General features: G+C 67.3%; 14 protein-coding genes, 2 tRNA genes and 2 CRISPR repeat arrays. Of the genes, 11 read left to right on the top strand and 5 right to left on the bottom strand.

The window, feature by feature from the left end:
* Positions 1 to 3 precede the first annotated feature (3 nt).
* Positions 4 to 824: direct repeats of the CRISPR family, unit length 28 nt; unit sequence CTTTTCCCCACGCCCGTGGGGATGGTCC.
* 279 nt (positions 825 to 1,103) lie between these two features.
* Both istA and istB read left to right on the top strand, forming a co-directional pair.
* A complete protein-coding gene (gene istA / locus VGK32_01585) occupies positions 1,104 to 2,645 on the top strand; it encodes an IS21 family transposase (protein ID HEY3380424.1) in 1,542 nt (513 codons plus the stop codon).
* Positions 2,639 to 3,397, top strand: coding sequence for an IS21-like element helper ATPase IstB (gene istB, locus VGK32_01580; protein ID HEY3380423.1), 759 nt, complete (start codon positions 2,639 to 2,641; stop codon positions 3,395 to 3,397). The genes istA and istB overlap by 7 nt, the downstream gene beginning before the upstream one ends.
* A 477-nt stretch (positions 3,398 to 3,874) precedes the next feature.
* Positions 3,875 to 4,026: direct repeats of the CRISPR family, unit length 24 nt; unit sequence CTTTTCCCCACGCCCGTGGGGATG.
* Between the two features lie 242 nt (positions 4,027 to 4,268).
* Here istB and VGK32_01575 read toward each other — a convergent pair.
* A tRNA-Glu gene (locus tag VGK32_01575) sits at positions 4,269 to 4,344 on the bottom strand.
* A 198-nt stretch (positions 4,345 to 4,542) separates the two neighbouring features.
* Here VGK32_01575 and VGK32_01570 point away from each other — a divergent pair.
* On the top strand, positions 4,543 to 6,093 hold the full coding sequence (locus tag VGK32_01570; protein ID HEY3380422.1) for a hypothetical protein: 1,551 nt from the start codon (positions 4,543 to 4,545) through the stop codon (positions 6,091 to 6,093).
* Between the two features lie 156 nt (positions 6,094 to 6,249).
* On the opposite strand, the gene VGK32_01565 is transcribed toward VGK32_01570, so the two are convergent.
* Together VGK32_01565 and VGK32_01560 are read right to left on the bottom strand one after the other, a co-directional pair.
* Positions 6,250 to 7,416 carry a 6-phosphofructokinase gene (locus VGK32_01565; protein HEY3380421.1) on the bottom strand — a complete coding sequence of 389 codons (1,167 nt, stop codon included), beginning with the start codon at positions 7,414 to 7,416 and terminating at the stop codon, positions 6,250 to 6,252.
* A 117-nt stretch (positions 7,417 to 7,533) separates the two neighbouring features.
* A complete protein-coding gene (locus VGK32_01560; GenBank protein ID HEY3380420.1) occupies positions 7,534 to 8,352 on the bottom strand; it encodes a hypothetical protein in 819 nt (272 codons plus the stop codon).
* A 172-nt stretch (positions 8,353 to 8,524) separates the two neighbouring features.
* Between VGK32_01560 and VGK32_01555 the strand changes: the two genes are divergently transcribed.
* From VGK32_01555 to VGK32_01540, 4 genes are all read left to right on the top strand, one after another.
* Positions 8,525 to 8,599 (top strand) — tRNA-Lys (locus VGK32_01555).
* A gap of 140 nt (positions 8,600 to 8,739) precedes the next feature.
* Entirely contained in the window at positions 8,740 to 11,883 is a 3,144-nt protein-coding gene (locus VGK32_01550; protein ID HEY3380419.1) for a hypothetical protein, read from the top strand.
* Positions 11,884 to 11,934: 51 nt separating this feature from the next.
* Positions 11,935 to 13,683: a serine hydrolase domain-containing protein gene (locus VGK32_01545; protein ID HEY3380418.1), complete on the top strand. Its 1,749-nt coding sequence runs from the start codon at positions 11,935 to 11,937 to the stop codon at positions 13,681 to 13,683.
* 255 nt (positions 13,684 to 13,938) lie between these two features.
* Complete coding sequence (locus tag VGK32_01540) at positions 13,939 to 15,135, top strand: trypsin-like peptidase domain-containing protein (GenBank protein ID HEY3380417.1); 1,197 nt, start codon at positions 13,939 to 13,941, stop codon at positions 15,133 to 15,135.
* Here VGK32_01540 and VGK32_01535 read toward each other — a convergent pair.
* Together VGK32_01535 and VGK32_01530 are read right to left on the bottom strand one after the other, a co-directional pair.
* Positions 15,122 to 15,796, bottom strand: coding sequence for a methyltransferase (locus tag VGK32_01535; GenBank protein HEY3380416.1), 675 nt, complete (start codon positions 15,794 to 15,796; stop codon positions 15,122 to 15,124). The genes VGK32_01540 and VGK32_01535 overlap by 14 nt on opposite strands.
* Before the next feature lie 16 nt (positions 15,797 to 15,812).
* Complete coding sequence (locus VGK32_01530) at positions 15,813 to 17,945, bottom strand: M28 family peptidase (GenBank protein HEY3380415.1); 2,133 nt, start codon at positions 17,943 to 17,945, stop codon at positions 15,813 to 15,815.
* A gap of 126 nt (positions 17,946 to 18,071) precedes the next feature.
* Here VGK32_01530 and VGK32_01525 point away from each other — a divergent pair, with 126 nt between their 5' ends.
* The 4 genes from VGK32_01525 to VGK32_01510 all read left to right on the top strand — a co-directional run bounded on the left by VGK32_01525 (position 18,072) and on the right by VGK32_01510 (position 20,325).
* On the top strand, positions 18,072 to 18,671 hold the full coding sequence (locus VGK32_01525) for a sigma-70 family RNA polymerase sigma factor (protein ID HEY3380414.1): 600 nt from the start codon (positions 18,072 to 18,074) through the stop codon (positions 18,669 to 18,671).
* Positions 18,671 to 19,195: a zf-HC2 domain-containing protein gene (locus tag VGK32_01520; GenBank protein HEY3380413.1), complete on the top strand. Its 525-nt coding sequence runs from the start codon at positions 18,671 to 18,673 to the stop codon at positions 19,193 to 19,195. The genes VGK32_01525 and VGK32_01520 overlap by 1 nt, the downstream gene beginning before the upstream one ends.
* A complete protein-coding gene (locus VGK32_01515; protein HEY3380412.1) occupies positions 19,185 to 19,655 on the top strand; it encodes a hypothetical protein in 471 nt (156 codons plus the stop codon). The genes VGK32_01520 and VGK32_01515 overlap by 11 nt, the downstream gene beginning before the upstream one ends.
* Before the next feature lie 151 nt (positions 19,656 to 19,806).
* A complete protein-coding gene (locus VGK32_01510) occupies positions 19,807 to 20,325 on the top strand; it encodes a Spy/CpxP family protein refolding chaperone (GenBank protein HEY3380411.1) in 519 nt (172 codons plus the stop codon).
* Positions 20,326 to 20,330 lie beyond the last annotated feature (5 nt).

The following is a 20,330-nucleotide window of genomic DNA, read 5'->3' as shown; positions in this document are numbered from 1 at the left end:
CAACTTTTCCCCACGCCCGTGGGGATGGTCCGATGTCCTTGACGACGAGGCTCTTCTGCTCCGCCTTTTCCCCACGCCCGTGGGGATGGTCCCTCGTCGAGCTTGGTCGCCGCGTCAGTGAGTGGCTTTTCCCCACGCCCGTGGGGATGGTCCGATTCTTGACGACACCACCATCAGCGGGGTCACCTTTTCCCCACGCCCGTGGGGATGGTCCCTGATCGGCCTGCCGGGCGCGCAGGACGAGCTCCTTTTCCCCACGCCCGTGGGGATGGTCCCGTCACCGGCACGGTGAATCCGAATCGCTACCTCTTTTCCCCACGCCCGTGGGGATGGTCCGGGCGGAGAGTTGCTCGCGGCGGGAGACGACATCTTTTCCCCACGCCCGTGGGGATGGTCCCGCGGTCGGCGTGGACATCGGCTGTGGCATGTTCTTTTCCCCACGCCCGTGGGGATGGTCCGAGTCCGCCGGGGAAGCTGCCAGCCTCGTCGTCCTTTTCCCCACGCCCGTGGGGATGGTCCGGCCGCCGCGGAGTACCTCGGGCTCACGCGGTCCTTTTCCCCACGCCCGTGGGGATGGTCCGCCGGGGAGATCGACCAGCTGCAGCTGCAGGTGCTTTTCCCCACGCCCGTGGGGATGGTCCCGGCACATGGCTGGTCGCGGGTGTGCCGGACAGCTTTTCCCCACGCCCGTGGGGATGGTCCGCTGCTCGACCTGGTGCCTGACGCGCAGCGTCTCTTTTCCCCACGCCCGTGGGGATGGTCCGACGACCGCGACCGCGCGGCGGCTGACGTCGCGCTTTTCCCCACGCCCGTGGCGGCGCCGGTCGATCCTGAACACGTTTTCCGATTGATCCTGAACACGGATTCCGAACCTGAACACGCGGGGTGCGATCGAGAGCCGGCGTGTTCACGATGACCGGCGGCGCCGTTCATGGTGCTGGCGTCCGACATCGTGAACACGGAATTCGGGTTCGTGAACACGGATTCCGGCCATCGTGAACACGCGGGCGTGATCGTCTCGCCGGTCAGCGACTCATCGGGACCTGTCGCATGCTGGACCCTTCCTGACGAAGGGAGGGGCTGGCATGACAAGGAGGTTACTGATGAGACAGTTGCGCGAAATGCTCCGACTGAAACACGAGGTGGGCCTGACCCACCGGGCGGTCGCGCGAGCCTGCCACATGGGCCTGGGCTCGGTGACCGCGTATCTGCAGCGGGCGGCGGCGGCCGGGCTGACCTGGCCGTTGCCGGTGGACCTGGATGACGAGGCGTTGGAACGCCGGCTGTTTGCCCGGCCCGGCGGGCCGCCGGCCGCCGATCGGGTGCTGCCGGATCCGGGGACGCTGCACCAGGAACTGAAGCGCCCGGGCGTCACGTTGCATCTGCTGTGGACCGAGTACCGGGCGACGCATCCGGAGGGCTACGCGTACAGTCAATTCTGCGAGCGGTATCGCCAGTGGGTCCGCACGCTGAAGCCGTCGATGCGCCAGGTGCATCGGGCGGGCGAGAAGGTGTTTGTCGATTACGCGGGGCAGCACCCGCACGTGATCGATCGGACGACCGGGCAGGCGGTGGCGGTCGAGCTCTTCGTCGGCGTGTTGGGCGCGAGTGGCTTGGTATATGCCGAAGCGACGCGCGGGCAGGACCTCGGGTCGTGGGTCAGCGCCCATGTCCACATGCTGGAGACCTGGGGCGGGAGTGCCGCCATCTGGGTGCCGGACAATCTGAAGAGCGCGGTGGCTCACGCGCACCGGTACGAACCGACGATCAATCGCACGTATCTCGATCTGGCACATCACTACGGCGCCGTGGTGCTGCCGGCCCGGGTTCGGCATCCGCAAGACAACGCGCTCGCGGAGATCGGGGTACTCTTGGCCGAACGCTGGGTGCTCGCGGCGTTGCGCCACCACACCTTCTTCACGCTCGAGGACCTGAACGCCGCGATTCGCGAACGCGTGGCGGTGATCAACGATCGGCCGCTGCGTCGCGTGGGCGAGAGTCGACGCGCGCTCTTCGAGCGCCTCGATCGGCCGGCGCTCAAACCGCTTCCCACGCAGCCCTTCGAACTGGCCACCTGGACGCTGCTGCGCGTGAACATCGATTATCACGTCGCGTTCGACCACAACGTCTACAGCGTGCCGTACGCGCTGGTCCATGAACAGGTGGAAGCGCGCGTGACGAGCACGACGATCGAGATCTTCTTCAAGGGGCGACGCGTCGCCTCGCACGTCCGTTTGTCGGGACGCGGCCAAGCCTCGACGCACGCGGATCATATGCCGCGCGGCCATCGCGAGTACGCGGAGTGGACGCCGGCGCGCGTGATCGCCTGGGCCGCGCGCACCGGTCCGGCGACGGGGCGGGTCGTGGCCGGGATCCTCGAACAACGGGCGCACCCGGAACAGGGCTTCCGTGCGTGTCTCGGCCTCTTGCGTCTGGGCGAACGACACGACGCGGATCGCCTGGAGGCCGCCTGTCTCCGAGCCGAGCATCTGCGGTCGTACAGCTATCGGACCGTCGACAACATCCTGCGCCATGGGCAGGATCGCGTCCCGTTGCCGGATGCGGAGGAGGCCCGTCGGGTCCTCCCCTTTCACAGCAATATCCGCGGCGCGGCCTACTACCGCCGAAAGGGGGGCGTATGCTGACGCAGCCCCTCCTCCAGAAGCTCCAGGCCCTCAAGCTCTTCGCCTTCGCGCAGATGCTCACGCGGCAGCGCGAATCGTCGCAGTATGCCGCGCTCAGTTTCGACGAGCGCCTCGGCTTACTCGTCGATGCCGAATGGACCGCACGAGAACAGCGGGCGCTGGCCCGTCGCCTGCGCCAGGCGCAACTGCGCGGCACCGCCTCGCTCGAGAACGTCGACTTCGAACGGCCGCGAGGCCTCAACCGGGCGGTCGTGCTCAGCCTGGGGACAGGCGCGTGGATTCGCGCGCATGAGAATCTCGTCATCACGGGCCCGACCGGAATTGGCAAGAGCTTTCTCGTGCGGGCCTGCGTGGAGAGCGCCTGTCGCCAAGGCTTCACGGCGATTTACTACCGGACGCCGCGGTTGCTGCACGCGCTCGCGGTCAGCCGCGGCGACGGCTCCTACGCCCGCTTCCTCGCGCGGCTGGCGAAGATCGATCTGCTGGCGTTGGATGACTGGTTACTCACGCCGCTCACCGACGCCGAACGGCGCGACGTCCTCGAAGTGATCGAGGACCGCCTTGAGCACCGGTCGACGCTCGTGGCCGGCCAACTGCCGGTCGCCGACTGGCACGCGGCGATCGGGGATTTGACCCTGGGCGACGCCATCTGTGAGCGGCTCCTGCACCACGCCCATCGCCTCGCCCTCACCGGCCCGTCGATGCGGGACTTGCGGGACCTGACGCTGCCCACGGCGGCGGAGGCGCGATGACGATGGCGCCGCTCGACGCCTCAGCTCGGGCGCCGCCCCGCGTCCGCGTGGATCCTGCCGGACCTATGGACGCGCTCCGCGCGCCCACGAGGTCCTTGGACGGCGCCCGGTCGACGGCCTCGCTGTCGTCGCGGGCGGTCTGGCCGGGCGCCGCCCACAGGCTCCACACGGGACCTTTATCGCGAGCCCCGAACCGGATACGATGCGGCTGTCCGGAATGCCTGACATGATGCGAGGCTGACCATCGTCGCTTCGCTCCGAGGGCGCCTCGCCGGGCGGGCGTTCACGTCCGGAATCTCACGGCCGTTGGCATGAACCTTTCGTCGTTCGAGGAGGATGACACCACCACGTCGCTTCGCTCCGATGAGTCCTGACTTGGGAGACGACGCGTTCACGATCACCGGAATCTGCGTTCACGATCCTCGGACTGAGCGTTCACGATGGCCGGACCGGCCAGTTTGGAGAGTTTGCCACACTCCTTTTCCCCACGCCCGTGGGGATGGTCCCTCAGGATACTCCCGGTACTGATGGGTGTAACCCTTTTCCCCACGCCCGTGGGGATGCTCCGCGCGTGCGGGATCGCGTGCCCCAGATCGTCGACTTTTCCCCACGCCCGTGGGGATGGTCCGTTTGTTGCGCGGTGTCACGTTGGGTGCCGCTTGATGTTGTGAAGCTGCGTGCGGCGCTGACGCTACGGGCGGAGCAGTGGAAGCGGGACCTGCGGGCAGAGCCGAAAGTGGCGCGTCTGCTCCTGCGGCGGCTCGTTGGCCCACTGACGGTGTGGCAGGACGAGCCGGCATCGGCGTGGACTGGATTAAGTGGGAGGCGAAAACCAGCCCGGAAAACCTGCTAGCCGGGCTTGTATATGATGTGGCGTCCCCAGCGGGAGTCGAACCCGCGTCTTAGCCTTGAAAGGGCTATGTCCTGGGCCTCTGGACGATGGGGACGTTCCGAAGAACGCTCAAAGTAACCACTTATCTTAACATGCGCGCCGACGGCCCGGCAACGCGCTGCTGGGCCGGACGAGAGGGGCGCATCCCAATTCCGCCCCCGCCATCAGGACCGGTGGATCTTTCCGCGCCGATCGCGCACCATCACCTCTGCACAGTCTCACCCTCGGATCCTTACCAACCCGGGAGTCCTCGATGATTGTCGCCCTGCTCACGTCGGCCCTTCTTGTCAGCCCGATTCAGAACCCGACTCCACCGCAACCGCCCGCTGCGGCTCAGGCCACAGTGCCCGAGGCCAAGCCGCGCACGGACGTGGCCGATGAGAAGCCCGTCGTCGTGCGCCACGAGATGAAGCTCGGCACGCGCATCCTGAAATACACGACGACGACAGGCATGATGCCGATCCGCAACCCCGCGGGCGAGACGGACGCGCACATCTTCTACATGGCCTACACGCTCGACGGCGCGGGCCGTGCGGCCGACCGGCCGCTCCTGTTCTCGTTCAACGGGGGACCGGGTTCCTCATCGGTGTGGCTCCATATGGGCGCAATCGGACCCAAGCGCGTCAAGATGCAGCCGCAAGGTTGGTACCCGCAGCCACCCTTCGAACTCGTGGACAACGAGTCCACGTGGCTCGACGCCGCCGACCTCGTCTTCATCGATCCGGTTGGCACGGGCTACAGCCGTCCTGTCAAACCGGAACTCGGGAAGAAGTTCTGGAGCCGCAAAGGGGATGTCGAGTCGGTGGCAGAGTTCATCCGCCTGTATCTGACCCGAAACGATCGCTGGGGTTCGCCGCTCTTCCTCGCGGGCGAGAGCTACGGGACGACGCGCGCTGCCGGACTTGCCGGCCACCTGGTGGACCAGGGCATCGCCTTCAACGGCATCGTCCTCATCTCGACGGTGCTCAACTTCCAGACCCTCTCGTTTGCATCCGGGAACGACGTGCCGTATCCGCTCTACGTGCCAGGCTACGCCGCGGCAGCGTGGTACCACAAGAAGCTGCCGGCCGACCTCCAGCAGCAGCCGCTGCGCGCGGTGCTCGACCAGGCCGAGGCGTGGGCCAGCACGGAACTGACGGTCGCGCTGCAGAAGGGCGCGGCGATGACGTCCGTCGAACGCGGCAAGGTGGTGGACGCGTTCGCCCGCTTCACGGGCCTCGATCGACGCGTGATCGACGAGGCGGATCTCCGCGTCGCGCTCCCGCTCTTCCAGCGCGAACTCCTCCGCGACCGCCACCTCGTCGTCGGACGCCTCGACGGGCGGTTCACCGGCTCGAGCGCCGGTGCATCGCCTGACGAGTTCGAGGGCGACCCGAGCATGGCGGCGATCCGCGCCCCGTACACGGCGATGTTCGCCGACTACGTCAGGACGGAACTCGGATACAAGTCGGACGCGATCTATTACATCCTCGGCGGCGGGCTGACCGGCTGGGACATGAATGCGCCGGCGGAGTTTCCTGGCGCGGCGCCGATGGGTTACCCCAATGTCGGCGACGACCTGCGCAATGCGATGGTGAAGAACCCGTTCCAGAAGGTGCTGGTGGCCGCCGGCTACTACGACTTCGCCACGCCGTATTCGGGTGCCGTCTACACCATGGACCACCTGGGACTCGCGCCGGACCTTCGCAAGAACATCCGGACGACGACGTACGAGGCGGGCCACATGATGTACATCGACCAGGTGTCGCGCGAGAAGCTGCGAAAGGACGTGGGCGCGTTCATCCAGTGGGCGGTGGGGAAGTAGGGGAGGAAGGAGGAAGGCGGAAGGATGAAGGAGGAAGGCGGAAGGCGGAAGGCGGAAGGCGGAAGGCGGAAGGCGCTGTGTCTGGGACGCGGGCGGGACGCCCGCGCCACTCAACGGCCGCCCAGAGTCCAGAGCCTGCGTCCCGGAGCCCAGAGCCTAGTACAAGAACATCGGCTTGCCGAGCATGTCGCGAACGCGGGGGCGGTACTCCTGCGAGTCGTAGAGCGCGGTGACGTCCACGCGCTTCTTGCCAGCCACGACCATGTCGAGCGGCACGGTGGTGTAGATGCCCTGCTGCAGCGACACCATCCGCCCGGTGTGCCCCATCGCCACCTGGTCGCAGGCGAGCGAACCGAACGACACCGCCACCATCCGGTCGAGCGAGTCGGGGGCACCCGATCGCATGATGTAGGCGAGCTGCTCGTACATGATGTTGATGCCGCTCCGCTTGCGGATCTCCTGCGACACCATGTAGCCGATCCCGCCCAGCTTCTTGTGACCGTACGCGTCTTCCTCGCCCGATTCGAAGATCTGGCCGCCCTTCGGATGCGCCCCCTCGGAAATCGTCAGCAGGGCGTAGTTCGACGGGTTGCGCTTGCGGTCGTCCACCAGGTAGTTGACGAGCCGCTCGAGGTCGAAGGGAACCTCGGAGATGAGCGCGCGATCGACGTCCGAGAGATAGGCCGCGTAGAGCGACGTCTCGCCCGAGTTGCGCCCGAACAGCTCGACGACGCCAATCCGCTCGTGCGAGCCGACCGACGTGCGGAAGTTGGTGATGGCGTCCACCGAGCGTGTGACGGCGGTCGAGAATCCGATGCAGTAATCCGTCCCGAACACGTCGTTGTCCATCGTCTTCGGAATGGCGACGACGCGGAAGTCCTCGGTGTGGAGACGGCTGGCGAAGCTGAGCGTGTCGTCACCGCCGATCGGGATGAGCGCCTCGAGGCGAAGGTGCTCGAGCACCCGCAGCACGTGTCTCGTGCAGTCGATGCGGCCGTCGGGCCGTGTGATCCGATCCTCCTGCCGGACGTGCGACGGGACGTCGTCGGGCTTGAGGTTGCTCGGATTGGTGCGTGACGTGTGGAGGATGGTGCCGCCCGTGCGATCGAACGTGCGGACGCGGTCGGGCGGCAGCTCGAACGTCCAGGAGTCGGCCGACGCCGGGTCGTCCGGGTTGAGCTGGAGCAGGCTGAGCCAGCCGCGACGCAGGCCGAGAACCTCGATGCCGTGGTTCCGCGCGCGCATGGCGACCGCCTTGATGGCCACGTTGAGGCCAGGAACGTCACCGCCGCCCGTCAGGATGCCGATTCGTCGGGTCGCCATGACAAGCTCCGTATGAAGCGGCCGCCAACGCGCAGCCGCGATGAGGAGAGGTTCCCTGACCGATGATATCAGACGAGCCGGGTTCCGGGATCGAAGAACCGCGCCTTCGCTCGCGCGTCACTTCGTGGGGATCGCCGTCAGCCAGGCCTGGGCCGCGTCCCGTGCGGCGGCCACGACGTCCTTGCCGGCGCGGTAGCACAGCTTCCACTCCGTCGGCTTTTCCTCGAGGCGCGGATCGGCGAACCGCTGCTTCGCGCCCGCTGGAACGAGCTTCGCCGTGAAGTCCACATCCTTCGTTGTCGCGAGGAACTCCTGCAGGCGACGCGCGATGAGCACGTTCGGATTGGCGGGGAAGCGCTTGTCATGGGCCTGCACCTGCTGCTCGTAGGTCTTCTGGTCGTTGGCCCGCTGCATCTCGATCCCCTGCCGCACCATCGCAACCATCTGGGGATCGGTGTCCATCTTCGCGAACTGCTGCTCCATCTGCTTGATCGACGCTTCCATCTGAGGGCGCATGTTGGCCGGCATCTTCTCGACGTTCTTCTTCGCGTCTTCCAGGCTCTTCTTCCGCTCAGCGCGCTGCTTCGCAATCTCGTCGTCCACCGTGCCCTTGGACTGCGGCGACTGCGGCACGTCGGCCACGCGCTGCTTCTCGTAGTCGGCCTTGAACGCCGTGGACTCCGTGTACGCCTTCGCCCAGGCGATCGCGCCCTTCACGAGCGTGACGCGCACCGCGGGCGATGCGGCCTTGAACGCCTTTGTGGCCTGGTACACGTTGACGTAACCGCCGGTCAAGGTCCTCACGATCTCACGCCGCGCGGTTGCCTCCGCGACGCCGAGATCGGCCAGCGCGTTCTGCGCGCCGACTGCACCGGTCAGAATGCCCAGGCCCGCCGCCATTCCCACGCACGCTCCCAGAGCAGTCCGTCGTCGCATGTCTCCTCCTTGTTGTCCCGATCTTCGTCCGGTTGTCGCATCGCCAGCGCGGCGCATCGGGGAATGGTATCAGGAACGGCGTCACGTGGATCGCCGGCCGCAGTGTCTGTGCTACGATCGGAAGGCCAGCATCGTTCATCGCGTGCGCTGGAGCGCACGTGCCCACCCGCCAGGGCCGGTAGCTCAGTGGTAGAGCATCGCACTTTTAATGCGGTGGTCGTGGGTTCGATCCCCACCCGGCTCACCAATTACCCACAAGTCGGAACTGACGCGATCAGTCGGAGGATGACGCCGCGGATCGCGGTGAGTGCCGGCTGTCGGACGCGGTGTGCACGACGGCACCTGTGCCACAATGGAACTCCCTTCAGCCACGAGGAACGCCGACCTATGTGCCTTTGTCGATCCAGCCGATACCTCATCGCCATTGTCGCTGCCCTCGTCATCGCGGGTGGCGCGTCTGCCCAGCAACAGAATGCGGCGGCCAAACCAGAGGGGCTGCAGTTCCGGTTCCTCGGCCCGGCCGTCGGCAACCGGATTGCGGCCGTTGCCGGGGTCCCGGGAGACCCGAGCACGTACTACGTCGGCGCCGCGTCGGGCGGCGTGTGGAAGACCGTCGACGGCGGGCTCAAGTGGACGCCGGTGTTCGACGCTCAGCCCGTCGCCGCGATCGGCGCGCTGGCCGTTGCGCCGTCCGATCCGACCACGGTGTGGGCGGGCACCGGCGAAGCCTGGGCCATTCGCGACATCGACGTGATGGGGGACGGTGTCTACAAGTCGGTGGACGCCGGCAAGTCGTGGACGCACATGGGGCTCGACGAGACCGGCCGCATCGCGAAGGTGCTCGTGCATCCGAAGAACCCGGACACTGTTTTCGTCTGCGCGGTCGGCCGCACCACCGGTCCCCAGCAGGAGCGTGGTGTGTTCCGAACGACCGACGGCGGACAGCACTGGGAGCGGGTCCTGTTCGTCGACGAGAACACGGGCTGTTCCGGTCTCGCGATGGATCCCAACAACCCGCGCACCTTGTTCGCCGGCACCTGGCAGGTGGAGATGCACACGTGGGCGATGTTCAGCGGCGGCCCGGGCAGCGCGGTGTTCGTGTCTCACGACGGCGGGTCGAAGTGGACACGCATCGAGGGACACGGCCTGCCGAAGTCGCCCGTGGGCAAGATCGACGTGGCCGTCGCACAGTCCGACTCGAACCGGGTCTACGCGCTCATCCAGACGAAGGACCAGGGATCGCTCTGGCGCTCGGATGACGGCGGCGAGTCGTGGCGCGTCGTGAACTGGCAGCGCGGGCTGATCGGCCGCGCGGGGTACTACATCCGTCTCGCGGTCTCTCCGACCAACGAGAACGAGATCCTCGTCGCGGACAGCGCGTTCTGGCAATCGACCGACGGCGGCGACACGTTTCGCGAAGTGGACTGGAGCGGCGACAGCCACGACATCTGGATCGACCCGAGCAATCCCGATCGCTTCGCCATCACCGACGACGGCGGCGTGATCATCACGACGCAGCACGGCCGGAGTTTCATGAGGCCTCTGCTGCCGATCGGCCAGACGTACCACGTGGCGGTGGACAACCAGGTGCCCTACTACGTCTACAGCAACATGCAGGATGACGGAACGATGCGCGGGCCGGTCACGCAGCCGGAGGTGCTGCCTGGCGGTTATTCCACCGGCGCGCCGTGGGAGCACCATCTGGGCGGATGCGAGTCGGGGTTCACGATTCCCGACCTCACCGACCCCAACATCGTCTGGGCCACCTGCTACGGCAACAAGGTGACGCGGTACGACGCGCGCTCGAAGCTGGCGCGCTCGGTCGCGCCGTCGAAGATCACGCTCGACTCGCCTCCGAACGACGCGAAGTACCGGTGCCACTGGACGGCGCCGATCGCCGTCGACCCGTTCGATCACAACAGCGTCTACTACGGCTGCCAGGTGATCTTCAAGACGACAAACGGCGGCCAGAGCTGGAACGTGATCAGTCCGGACCTCTCGACCAACGACCCGAGCCGCATCGTGTCGTCAGGGGGCATTGTCGGCGACAACCTCGGCCAGTTCTACGGCGAGGTGGTCTTCGCCATCGCGCCGTCGGAGGTGCGGCAGGGACTGATCTGGGCCGGCACGAATGACGGCCAAGTGTGGCTGACGACAGACGGCGGCGCCCACTGGACCAACCTGACGAAGAGGATCGTCGGGCTGCCGGCGTGGGGCACGGTCACCAGGATAGAGCCATCGCATTTCGATGCGGGCACGGCGTACATCGCGGTTGACTTCCACCTGATGGACAACCGCGATCCGTTCATCTACAGGACGACGGATTTCGGCCAGACGTGGAAGAAGATCAGCGACGGCCTGCCGGCGAAGCACCCGCTGGCGTACGTCCGCACGGTGGCCGAGTCGCCGAATCGGAAGGAATTGCTTTTCGCGGGCACCGGGCACGGCTTCTACTACTCGCTCGACGAGGGTGCGCACTGGACGGAGTTGCAGACCGGGCTGCCGAGGGCGCCGGTGACGTGGATCGCGACCCAGAAAGCGTTCCACGATGTCGTCGTCTCGACGTACGGCCGTGGGCTCTACGTGCTCGACGACGTGACGCCGCTCGAGCAGATGTCGCCAGGCAAAGCCGAGGCGCCGGTGCGGCTGTTCACGCCACGGCCGACGTATCGGTTCACCGATGGCGGCCAGGCGTTCATCAACTTCTCGCTGGCAGCGGCCCCCAAGGAGAAGGTGAAACTCGACATCCTCGACGCGCAGGGGGCCGTCCTCCGGACGCTGCAGCCCGTGGTCCAGCCGGGCCTCAACCGCGTTCGCTGGGACCTCCGCTACGAGGGACCCCGCCTGGTGGCGCTGCGAGCGACGCCCCCCGAGAACGCCCACCTCTTCGACGAGCCGAGATTCCGCGGCAAGGACACGAGGCCAGTCACGCACTGGGGGCTGGAAGACGCGGGCGGCGGGCCGACCGTGGTCCCGGGCACGTACTCGGTTCGGCTCACGGTGGAAGGGCGCTCGTTCACCGAACCCCTCGAGATCCTGAAGGATCCCAAGATCCCGGGCAGCGACGCCGATCTGGCCGCGTCGTTGAAGCTGCAACTTCGCATCCGCGAAGCTATCAGCGAGAGTGCGGACATGATCAACGAGATCGAGATCCTCCGGCGGGAACTGGAGGAGGTGCAGCGCGGGCTGCGGGCGCGGAAGGGTCAGGATGAGGCAGCGACGCTGGTGGCGACGATGACGGAGAAGCTCATCGCGGTGGAGGATCGGCTGATCGAGCCGGCCGCCCGGTTGAGCGACGACAAGTATTTCGTGCAGGCCTACCGCGTCTACATGAACCTGCTCTGGCTCAACGGGGAAGTAGGTCCGGGGGCCGGCGACGTCGCAGGGGGTGCCAACTTCCACCCGACGGACACCTCGGTGGCCGTGCTGGACACGATCGAGAAGGAGCTTGGCGCCGCGCGCACTGCCTACCGCGAACTCATCGACAAGGACGTGCCGGCCTACCGCCGCGCGATGGCGGACCGGAAGTAGGGCGGGTTTCAGGGCCGCAGATTTCATCAGCCTCGTTTCCCGAGTAACGCCATGTCCACACCACATGCCAATCGCCGTTTCAAAGCCGCCCTCGTTCTGACGGCGGCCCTCGCGTTTCTACCCGCCGCGCTCGCGACTCTGGGCGCGAACGGGACGTTCTCCGCCGGGTCCGCCCGACAGGTCGCCCAGCCGCCGAAGCCCTCGCCGGAAGCGCGGGTCGATGCGGTCTTCGCGCGGTGGACGACCGCTACCCCCGGGTGCGCGGTCGCGGTGTCGGTCGACGACAAGACGGTGCTCGAACGGGCGTACGGCATGGCCGACCTGGAGCACGGCGTGATCAACACGCCCGAGACGATCTTCGAGGCCGGGTCGGTCTCGAAGCAGTTCACGGCAGCCGCGGTACTCCTGCTGACGCGCGACGGCAAGCTGGCGCTCGACGATGCCGTCCGGAAGTACGTTCCGGAACTCCCGGACTACGGATCGCCGCTCACCATCCGGATGATGCTCCAGCACACGAGCGGGCTGCGCGACTGGGGTGCGGTCGCCGGGATCGGCGGCTGGCCCCGCACCTCGCGGGTCTACACCCACGCGCACGTGCTCGAGATCGCCAGCCGCCAGCGAGCCTTGAACTTCCAGCCAGGCACCGACTGGTCGTATTCCAACACCGGGTACAATCTCGCCGCGATCGTCGTGGCGCGCGTGAGCGGCCAGCCATTCGCCGAGTTCACCCGGCAACGCGTCTTCGCGCCGGTGGGCATGACCCACACGTCGTGGCGTGACGACTTCACCCGCATCGTCAGGGGGCGGGCCATCGCGTATTCGGAACAGGGCGGGCGCTTTGCCACCGAGATGCCGTTCGAGAACGTGCACGGCAACGGCGGCCTGCTGACCACGGTCGCGGACCTGCTGACGTGGAATGGCAACTTCGCCGCACCGAAGGTCGGCGACGCGGAGTTCGTCCGGCTCCAGGAGGAGCCAGGGCGGTTCACCGACGGGCGCCGCCACGACTACGGCCTGGGGCTCTTCGTCGGGCAGTACAAGGGGCTCCGGGAGATCTCCCACAGCGGCTCGACGGCCGGATACCAGGCGTTCCTCACGAGGTTCCCCGACGAGCGGCTCTCGGTTGCCGTGCTCTGCAATTCGGCCAGCGCCGCCGCCGGCCGCTATGCGCACGCCGTCGCCGACATCTATCTTGGCGAGCGGGCGCGGAACCCGGAACCCGTGGAGGGTATCGCGATTGCTGCGGATCAACTCGACCTACGCGCCGGCCTCTACCGGAGCACGAGGTCCGGTGCCCCGCTCACGATCCAGCGCGACCAGGCCACACTGCGTGTCGCCGCGGGCTTGACCGTGCCCGCAGGTTCGTCCGAGGCCGGCCCGGGGACCTTCGTGCCGCTGTCTGCCTCGCGGTTCGTCTCGGCCGACGGCGGCAGGACGCTGGAGTTCGCCGGCGAGAAGGGCGCTCGCCTCGATGCCGCCAATGGGACGGGCGCGACGCTCGAACGAGCCATCGCGGTGAAGCCGACGCCGACGCAGTTGGCGGAGTACGCCGGTTCCTACTCGAGCGACGAGGCCGAGGTGACGATGACCGCGGTCGTCGAGAACGGCGAACTGCGGCTGAAGCGTCGTCCCGATGTGACCGTCACCCTGAAACCGGCGTACGCCGACGCGTTCGTCGCGCCAATCGGAACGGTGATCTTTCGGCGGGATGGCTCGGGACGCGTCGTGACGTTCAGCATCGTGCAGGATCGCGTGTGGGACCTGAAGTTCACACGCCAGGAGATCCCGCAGGGTCGGTAGGACTGTTGATGTTCTCGTGCCAGGGCTGCAGATGCCGGACCATGAACGTCTCGGTCAATACATCGAGGTACCGCTGTACCGTGAGCGCCGGCCCTCCGTGAAGCCGTGCGCCCTGAAGCCGACCCCCAGGATGCCGCCGCGGGCGTTCGGACGGCGGAGAGGGCGAGGGATCAGCGTGGAGCGGAGGGAACGTGCCTCTGTGATACGGTGGAAATGTGCAGTGGTCACGGAACAGTGATCGCGTTCGGAGGCATGATGCGCAACGAATCTCGGTTGGCGGCCGGCGTCCTCGCCGGCGTGCTCTGGATCTCCGGGGCCAGTGGGGCGCTCGCGGCGCAGGCTGACGGCGGATCGGCTCAGGCCTTGGGCGCCGCTCCCTGCCAGGAGACGCTCGCGCAGTTGTATCGGCGCGTGTCGCCGTCGGTGGTGTTGATCAACGCGAGTTCGATCAACCCATACGACATCGATCATCGTATCCAGCGTGTGTCCGGATCTGGAGTGATCTTCGACAAGTCCGGCCTCATCGTGACGAACTCGCACGTCGTCTTCGGTCGGCAGATCATCACCGTGGCGCTCGACAACGGTGCTTTCCTGACGGCGCAACTCGTGGGCGCCGACCCCGTGTTCGACATCGCCGTCATCCGCATCCAGGCGCCGGCGTCTGGCGACCTGCCGGTGGCGCGCTTCGGCGACTCCGATCGGCTCGACGTCGGACACGAGGTGTACGCGATCGGGAATCCGCTCGGCCTGAACCAGACGTTGACGCGCGGCATCGTCTCGGCCGTGAATCGCATGCTGCCGGGGCCGTCGTTCTCCCTCACCGAGCCGCTCATTCAGACCGACGCCGCCATCAACCCCGGCAACTCGGGCGGGCCGCTGGTCGATCGCTGTGGTGACGTGGCGGGCATCACGACGGCCGTCGTTCCCGACGCCCAGAACATCGGATTCGCCGTGCCGGTGAACCTGGTCAAGGGCATCCTGCCCGCACTGATGAGGGATGGGCGGGTCATTCGGTCGTGGGTCGGCGTGCAGGGACAGTTCGTCGTGCCCGCGCTGAAGGAGTTGCTGCGCATTCCGCTGGCCGACGGCTTCCTCGTGGAAGCGGTCGAGCCGGGGAGCCCGGCGGAGAAGGCCGACATCCAGGATGGCGAGTTCGAACTGACGATTGGAGGCCAGCCGATCCTTCTGGGCGGCGACATCATCACGGAACTGAACGGCAGCAGCGTTGACGGACCCGGCAAGCTGGAGTCCGCGCTGAAGAGCGTCAAGATCGGCGACACGCTCCGCATGGCTGTGTTTCGTGACTCCAAGACGCTGCGGATCGACGTCGTGGTCACTGAGCGTCCGATCCTGCCGTCGGATCTGCCGGGACGACGCGTGGGAAACCCGCTCGGGGCAGTCCCGCTGACGGGTGGCCCGATCGCCGCGCGAAAGGCGGTCATCCGGTTCTAGCCCGTGGTGCTGCAAGCAGCAGGCGGTTCTTTGGGGTGATGCCGGCCGGGATGGTCTCGGTCCAGATGCGGTAGCCGTGCTGCTGGAGACGCCACGCGCGCGTGATGTCGATGGCAAGCGGGCCGGCGACCCACCCGGTGAAATTGCCGGCATCTCCGGCGGCGAGGTTGTGACAGCACGGGAGGACGGCGACGCGCGCTTGTGACGCGACGGTGCGATCGAGAATCACGTCGGTCAGCCGCCCACACGCGTGGCTGGAAACGACGACGTCGGTCGCGAACAACTCAACGTCGTCCATGGACGTGGCCAGGAACGAGACGCGCCCCGACAGGCGCGGCCAGACCTGAAGCAGCGCCTCGTGCACCTTTGCGCACGAGGGCGGCAACGTCTTGTCCACCACGAGCGCACACGGCGAGGAGTCGTCCAGGAGCAGCATGGCCTGCGCGAGCAGGCCGTGACCGGCCCCCAGATCGACGACGCGCCCGCCGCGGAACAACCGGCGCACCCGACGCGCCATCTCCCACGCCTCGTACAGTTCCTTGCGAGGCAGGCACCCCGCCTCGCACAGGGCCCGGCCCAGGCGATCGAATAGCGTGTCGCCCGGAAAGCGGCCGATATCCCGGCGAGTCAGACGCCCGCGCGAGGCCGGCGAGAACACCATCACAAGACCCGCCTGTCTACTTCGACGCTCGCTTGACCATCTCGATCGTGCCCGTCTTCTCGAGACCCTGCAGCACGCCTGCCACCGCTCCGAGTTCGACGTCGGGCGACTCGGGTGTAATCACCCACGCGAACTTGAAGTCCGGATTGCTCGTCGTCACGTTACCGTACTCGGCCCGCACGAGGTTGTAGATGTCGAGCACGCTGCGGGTCCCGTCGACGAAGCTGGCCACCTCGGAGGCCGAGAGCCCCGGCAGGCCCCGCGGGCGCGTGCGCTCTCCGCCCCGGCGGGGGCCCATCGGGTCCGGCGAACGTTCGCTGTCCGCCGCGGCGGGCTTGGGCACACGACGCGGAACGACGAGCGCCCACTGGCGTTCTTCGTCGGTCAGGGTTGACGGGACGGGCTTCACGCCAAGGCGTGCGGCGGTCTCACGGTAGACAACGTTGAGTTTCCGGAGTTGGGCGTCGCGAGCCACTTCGAGCGTCGAGACGAGTGAGGTGACGGTCGCGGCAACCTCCGGCGTCCTGGCGAGCGAGAGCACGGACTCGATATCGCCGCGTCCGCGCGCGAAGGCACCGTGAACCTTGTTCCGCATGGCGCTGTCGCGCTCGGCCAGACGAGAGGCGTCATCGCCCAACAGCCGGACGCTCTGGCGTGCGACTTCCGCGACCCACTTCTCAGCCGCCGCTTCGGCCTCCCACGCCAGTTGCTGCGCTTCGAGCGGTCCGGCGTTGGCCAGATAGTAGAAGGCCGATCCCGCGGTCACGCCGACCCGTTTCATCTCGGTCGGATCGACGTTGGCGACCGTGTCGCCGCTGCTGTGGTAGAAATTGTCGGGCCAGTGATTGAACTGAATGGCGGCAATGCCGGCGTCGAGGAACACCGCGTGATCGCTCGCGGGGATGTACGGGACCATCCGGTAGTTGAAGATCCCGTTGTTGCCGGTCTGCGTGCGGATCTCCGTCTGGTCGACGAACTGCAGCAGGTTGCCGATCAAGCTGTTCAGGTAGCTCGGCCTGGAATCCGGCGTCATCTTCAGCCGCAGGTAGGTGTCCGTCTTCTTCAGATCCGCGCCCGTCATGTCGAAGTTCAACACGGCGAGGAGCGTCCGAGAGAGCGTGGGATTCTGCTCGAGAAACGCCCTCGAGCCGGCGATCTCGGGAACCCAGAGAAAGCGAATGCTCCGACGGGGTGGAGCGAGGCGGCCGGTGGCGATGAGGCGCGACAGCGTACGGCCCGCCTCGAGCACGGTGGCGACGCCGGTGCAGTTGTCGTTGGCGCCAGGTGTGCCGAGGTTCTCGAACGCGTGCGCGACGAGGAGCAGTTCCCCTGCCGCCGGATCCGAACCGGGGATCCTCGCGGAGACGACGTTCATCCGATAGGGCAGGCGCCGCGTGCGGACGCGGGCCCGCAGCACCACCTTGGTCCCCTTCTCCGCGAGTGCTTGAAGCTCGGCAAACTGCCGGAGCGAGAGCACGAAGCCGAACCCGCCCTTGTCTTTCGGCGAGACCGATTGCCATCCGATTTGATCGAGCGTGTATCCGGCGGAGTTGGCGCTCACGCCCGCGCTGCCGGTGCCGAGCACGCCGAGCGCGCCGCCCGCGGTGACCGCTTGCGGGAACAGGCTGCCCACAGAGCCGCTACCGAGGACGATCGTGCCGGTCACCGGCCTGCGCGCGAAATCCTCGTCCCGCCCCGCACCGACATAGACCATCTCGGCCTCGACGTCGGCGCTGGCGCTGCCGGCCGCGAGCGCCGCCGGCACCTGCGTGAGACTGGCCAGCTTCCTGGCGACGGGCTGCACCATCCACAACTCGGCCTCATCGGCCTGCCAGGCGTCGCTGGCGGGGAAGTAGTCCACCTTCACATCCGAGAGACCGGCCCGCGTTGCCTCCTTCTCGATATAGGTCGTCTCGACGAACGCGCCGCTGAACTCCTCGGGAAGACGGCCGCGATTGGCCGCCAGCATCTGCACGTGAACCATCGCCCGTTCGCCGGAGAACTCGTCGACGACGGCATCGCGAATCGACGCGGGCACCACGCACCGGTCGGCCAGCGGTGCCTGCGCACGAATCGTGGGGAAGAGAGCGGTCAACAGGACAGCCAGCACGAGACCGGCAGCCGGGGCTCCGAAGGGACGTCGAATCATCTGTGGTCCTTGGGTGGTCGCGGGGAGCGTGAAACGCGAATGGTAACCGGAAAGCCGCCAAGAGGGAACCGGGAATAGAATCGGTGTCAGCCCGGTCTAACGAAACAGGGGGCAGGGAGCGTGTGAGTGGATCCTGACTGCGAACTGGTCGAGCAGGCCCGCGAGGGAAGCCAGGAGGCATTTGCCGGCCTCGTTCGCCGTTACCAGGCGGTGATCCTCAACCTCGCCCGGGCACTGACGGCGAGCGACGTGGACGCCGACGACCTGGCCCAGGACGTATTCGTGAAGGTGTACAAGGGGCTCGAGGGTTTTCGCGGCGAGAGCACCTTTCGGACGTGGATCTACGCCGTCGCCCTCAATGTCATCCGGGGTCACATGGCGCGACGGTCGTTCCTGGACTGGTTTTGCCGGAAGGAACGAGTAGAGGCGGCAGACGCGCTCGACCACCTGGCGGCACCGGACGACTTCGAGCGGGCCACCGAGCGGCGGGACGCCATCGATCGTGCGCTGAGGCGCCTGCCCCCCGATTTTCGGGTGGCCGTGACGCTCCGCGACATCCAGGGCCTCGAGTACAAGGAGATCGCGGACGTGCTGCGAGTGCCGATCGGAACGGTGATGTCGAGGATCGCGAGGGGCCGTGCCCGGCTTCGGCCCATGCTGTCGACGCTCGTGGGCGGCGAGCCCGGAGATGCCGAGCCGGGGCCGCGGCGGAAGGGAGAACGCTGATGCTCACCTGTCACGCGGCGGAATCGCTCATCGTGCGCGACGCCGACGGCGGACTGAGCGGCGAGGAGCGGGCGGCGCTCGGCGCCCACGTCGAGAATTGCAGGCAGTGTCACGCGCTGCGAGAGGCCAACGGCACGACCCGGTCGGTACTGGCCGCACGACCGGCCGTTGGTGTGCCGGGCGACTTCAGCGCCCGCGTTCTCGCCCGCGTAGCCGCGGATGAATCGAGCGGGCCGTTGTCGCGCATGGACTGGCGGCGATATGCCGAATGGACGCTCCCGGTTGCGGCGGCGCTCACGGTGCTGGCGCTGCTGATCGGGAACCAGGCGCCCGGCGAGTCGAGCCCGTCGGCCCAGGCCACCAACGCGATCGAGGCCTGGGCGCTCGGCGGCGAGACTGGGACGGGCGGCACGACAGGGGCGGTGGCCGCTCTGCGTCCGGACGTGAGCGACGAGGAGGTGCTCGCTTCGCTGCTCGGCGAGCAACTGACGAAGGCCGCTGGAGGTGAGCGCGATGCTCGGTAAGCAGTCGATGGTGTGGCTCGTCCTCTTCGTGGTGCTCGTCGCGCTCGCCGGTGGTGCGGGCGGGGTGATCGTGGACCGCTACGTCCTCCATCCTGCCGGCCGGCCGTGGCGCATGGGAATGGGCGTCCCGATGCCCGGGGCGGGCGGCGGTCCGGGCCGGATGGGCGGCGCCGGGCGGGGACAGATGATGCCTCGGCCCGGCTGGTTGCACGACCGGCTCAACGAGGAACTCAACCTGACGCCCGCACAGCGCGAGAAACTCCGCGCGATCCTCGACGAGCGGCGTGGACGCCTGGATGCCATCCGCACCGAGATGCAGGGTCGGATGCGGGACGAGCAGCAAGCGCTCCGTGCCGAGATCCGAGGCCTGCTCGATGCCAAGCAGCAACAGCGGTTCGATCAACTGGCGCCAGCGCTGCACGCGATGCCAGGAGGAGGGATGCGGCACCCGCCGGAGTAGCAGGCGGATAGGCGGATAGGTGGATCACGATACGACGCCGGGCACGCGGTGTTCGCGGAGACGGCACACAGGAATATCTCCGCGGGCTTTGCGGTCTCGGTGTTGAAGACACGACGAACAGGTACAGATCAACCAGGCAGAGGAGACGACCATGCGAGGACTGATTGGAACGGTGATGGCGGTGGCGATGGTGGTGTCGATCGCGGCAATGGTGACCGCGCAGCAGCAGGGTGCCCAGGGCACGCTGATGCACCGGCAGGGCGCCGGCATGCGGCACGGCGGGCCTGGACCGATGGGGAGCGGGCCGTTCGCGGCGCTGAACCTCACCGAGGAACAGAAGACCCAGATTCACCAGATCATGGCGGATCAGCAGGCTCAGCACCAGCGCCAGCCCGACGCGATGGGCGACCTGCACAAGAAGCTGCAGGCTGCGATCTTCGGCGACTCACCCGACGTGACGGCCGCCAAGGCCATCGCCGCGCAGATTCAGCAGCTCCAGGCTCAGATGATGGACTCCCACATCGACACGATGGCGAAGGTCGCGGGGGTGCTGACCTCGGATCAGAAGAAGATCGCGCGAGAGCAGGGCATCGGCTTCGGGCCGATGGGAATGGGGCCGGGCGGGCCCGGTCGTCGCGGTATGATGCAACACCAGGCGCCCAAGAAGTAGCACGA

Source organism: Vicinamibacterales bacterium (genome assembly GCA_036504215.1).
In the GTDB taxonomy this organism is placed as follows: domain Bacteria; phylum Acidobacteriota; class Vicinamibacteria; order Vicinamibacterales; family Fen-181; genus FEN-299.
Note: the sequence above shows the minus strand (reverse complement) of the source record. Positions and strands in the feature narration are given on the sequence as shown.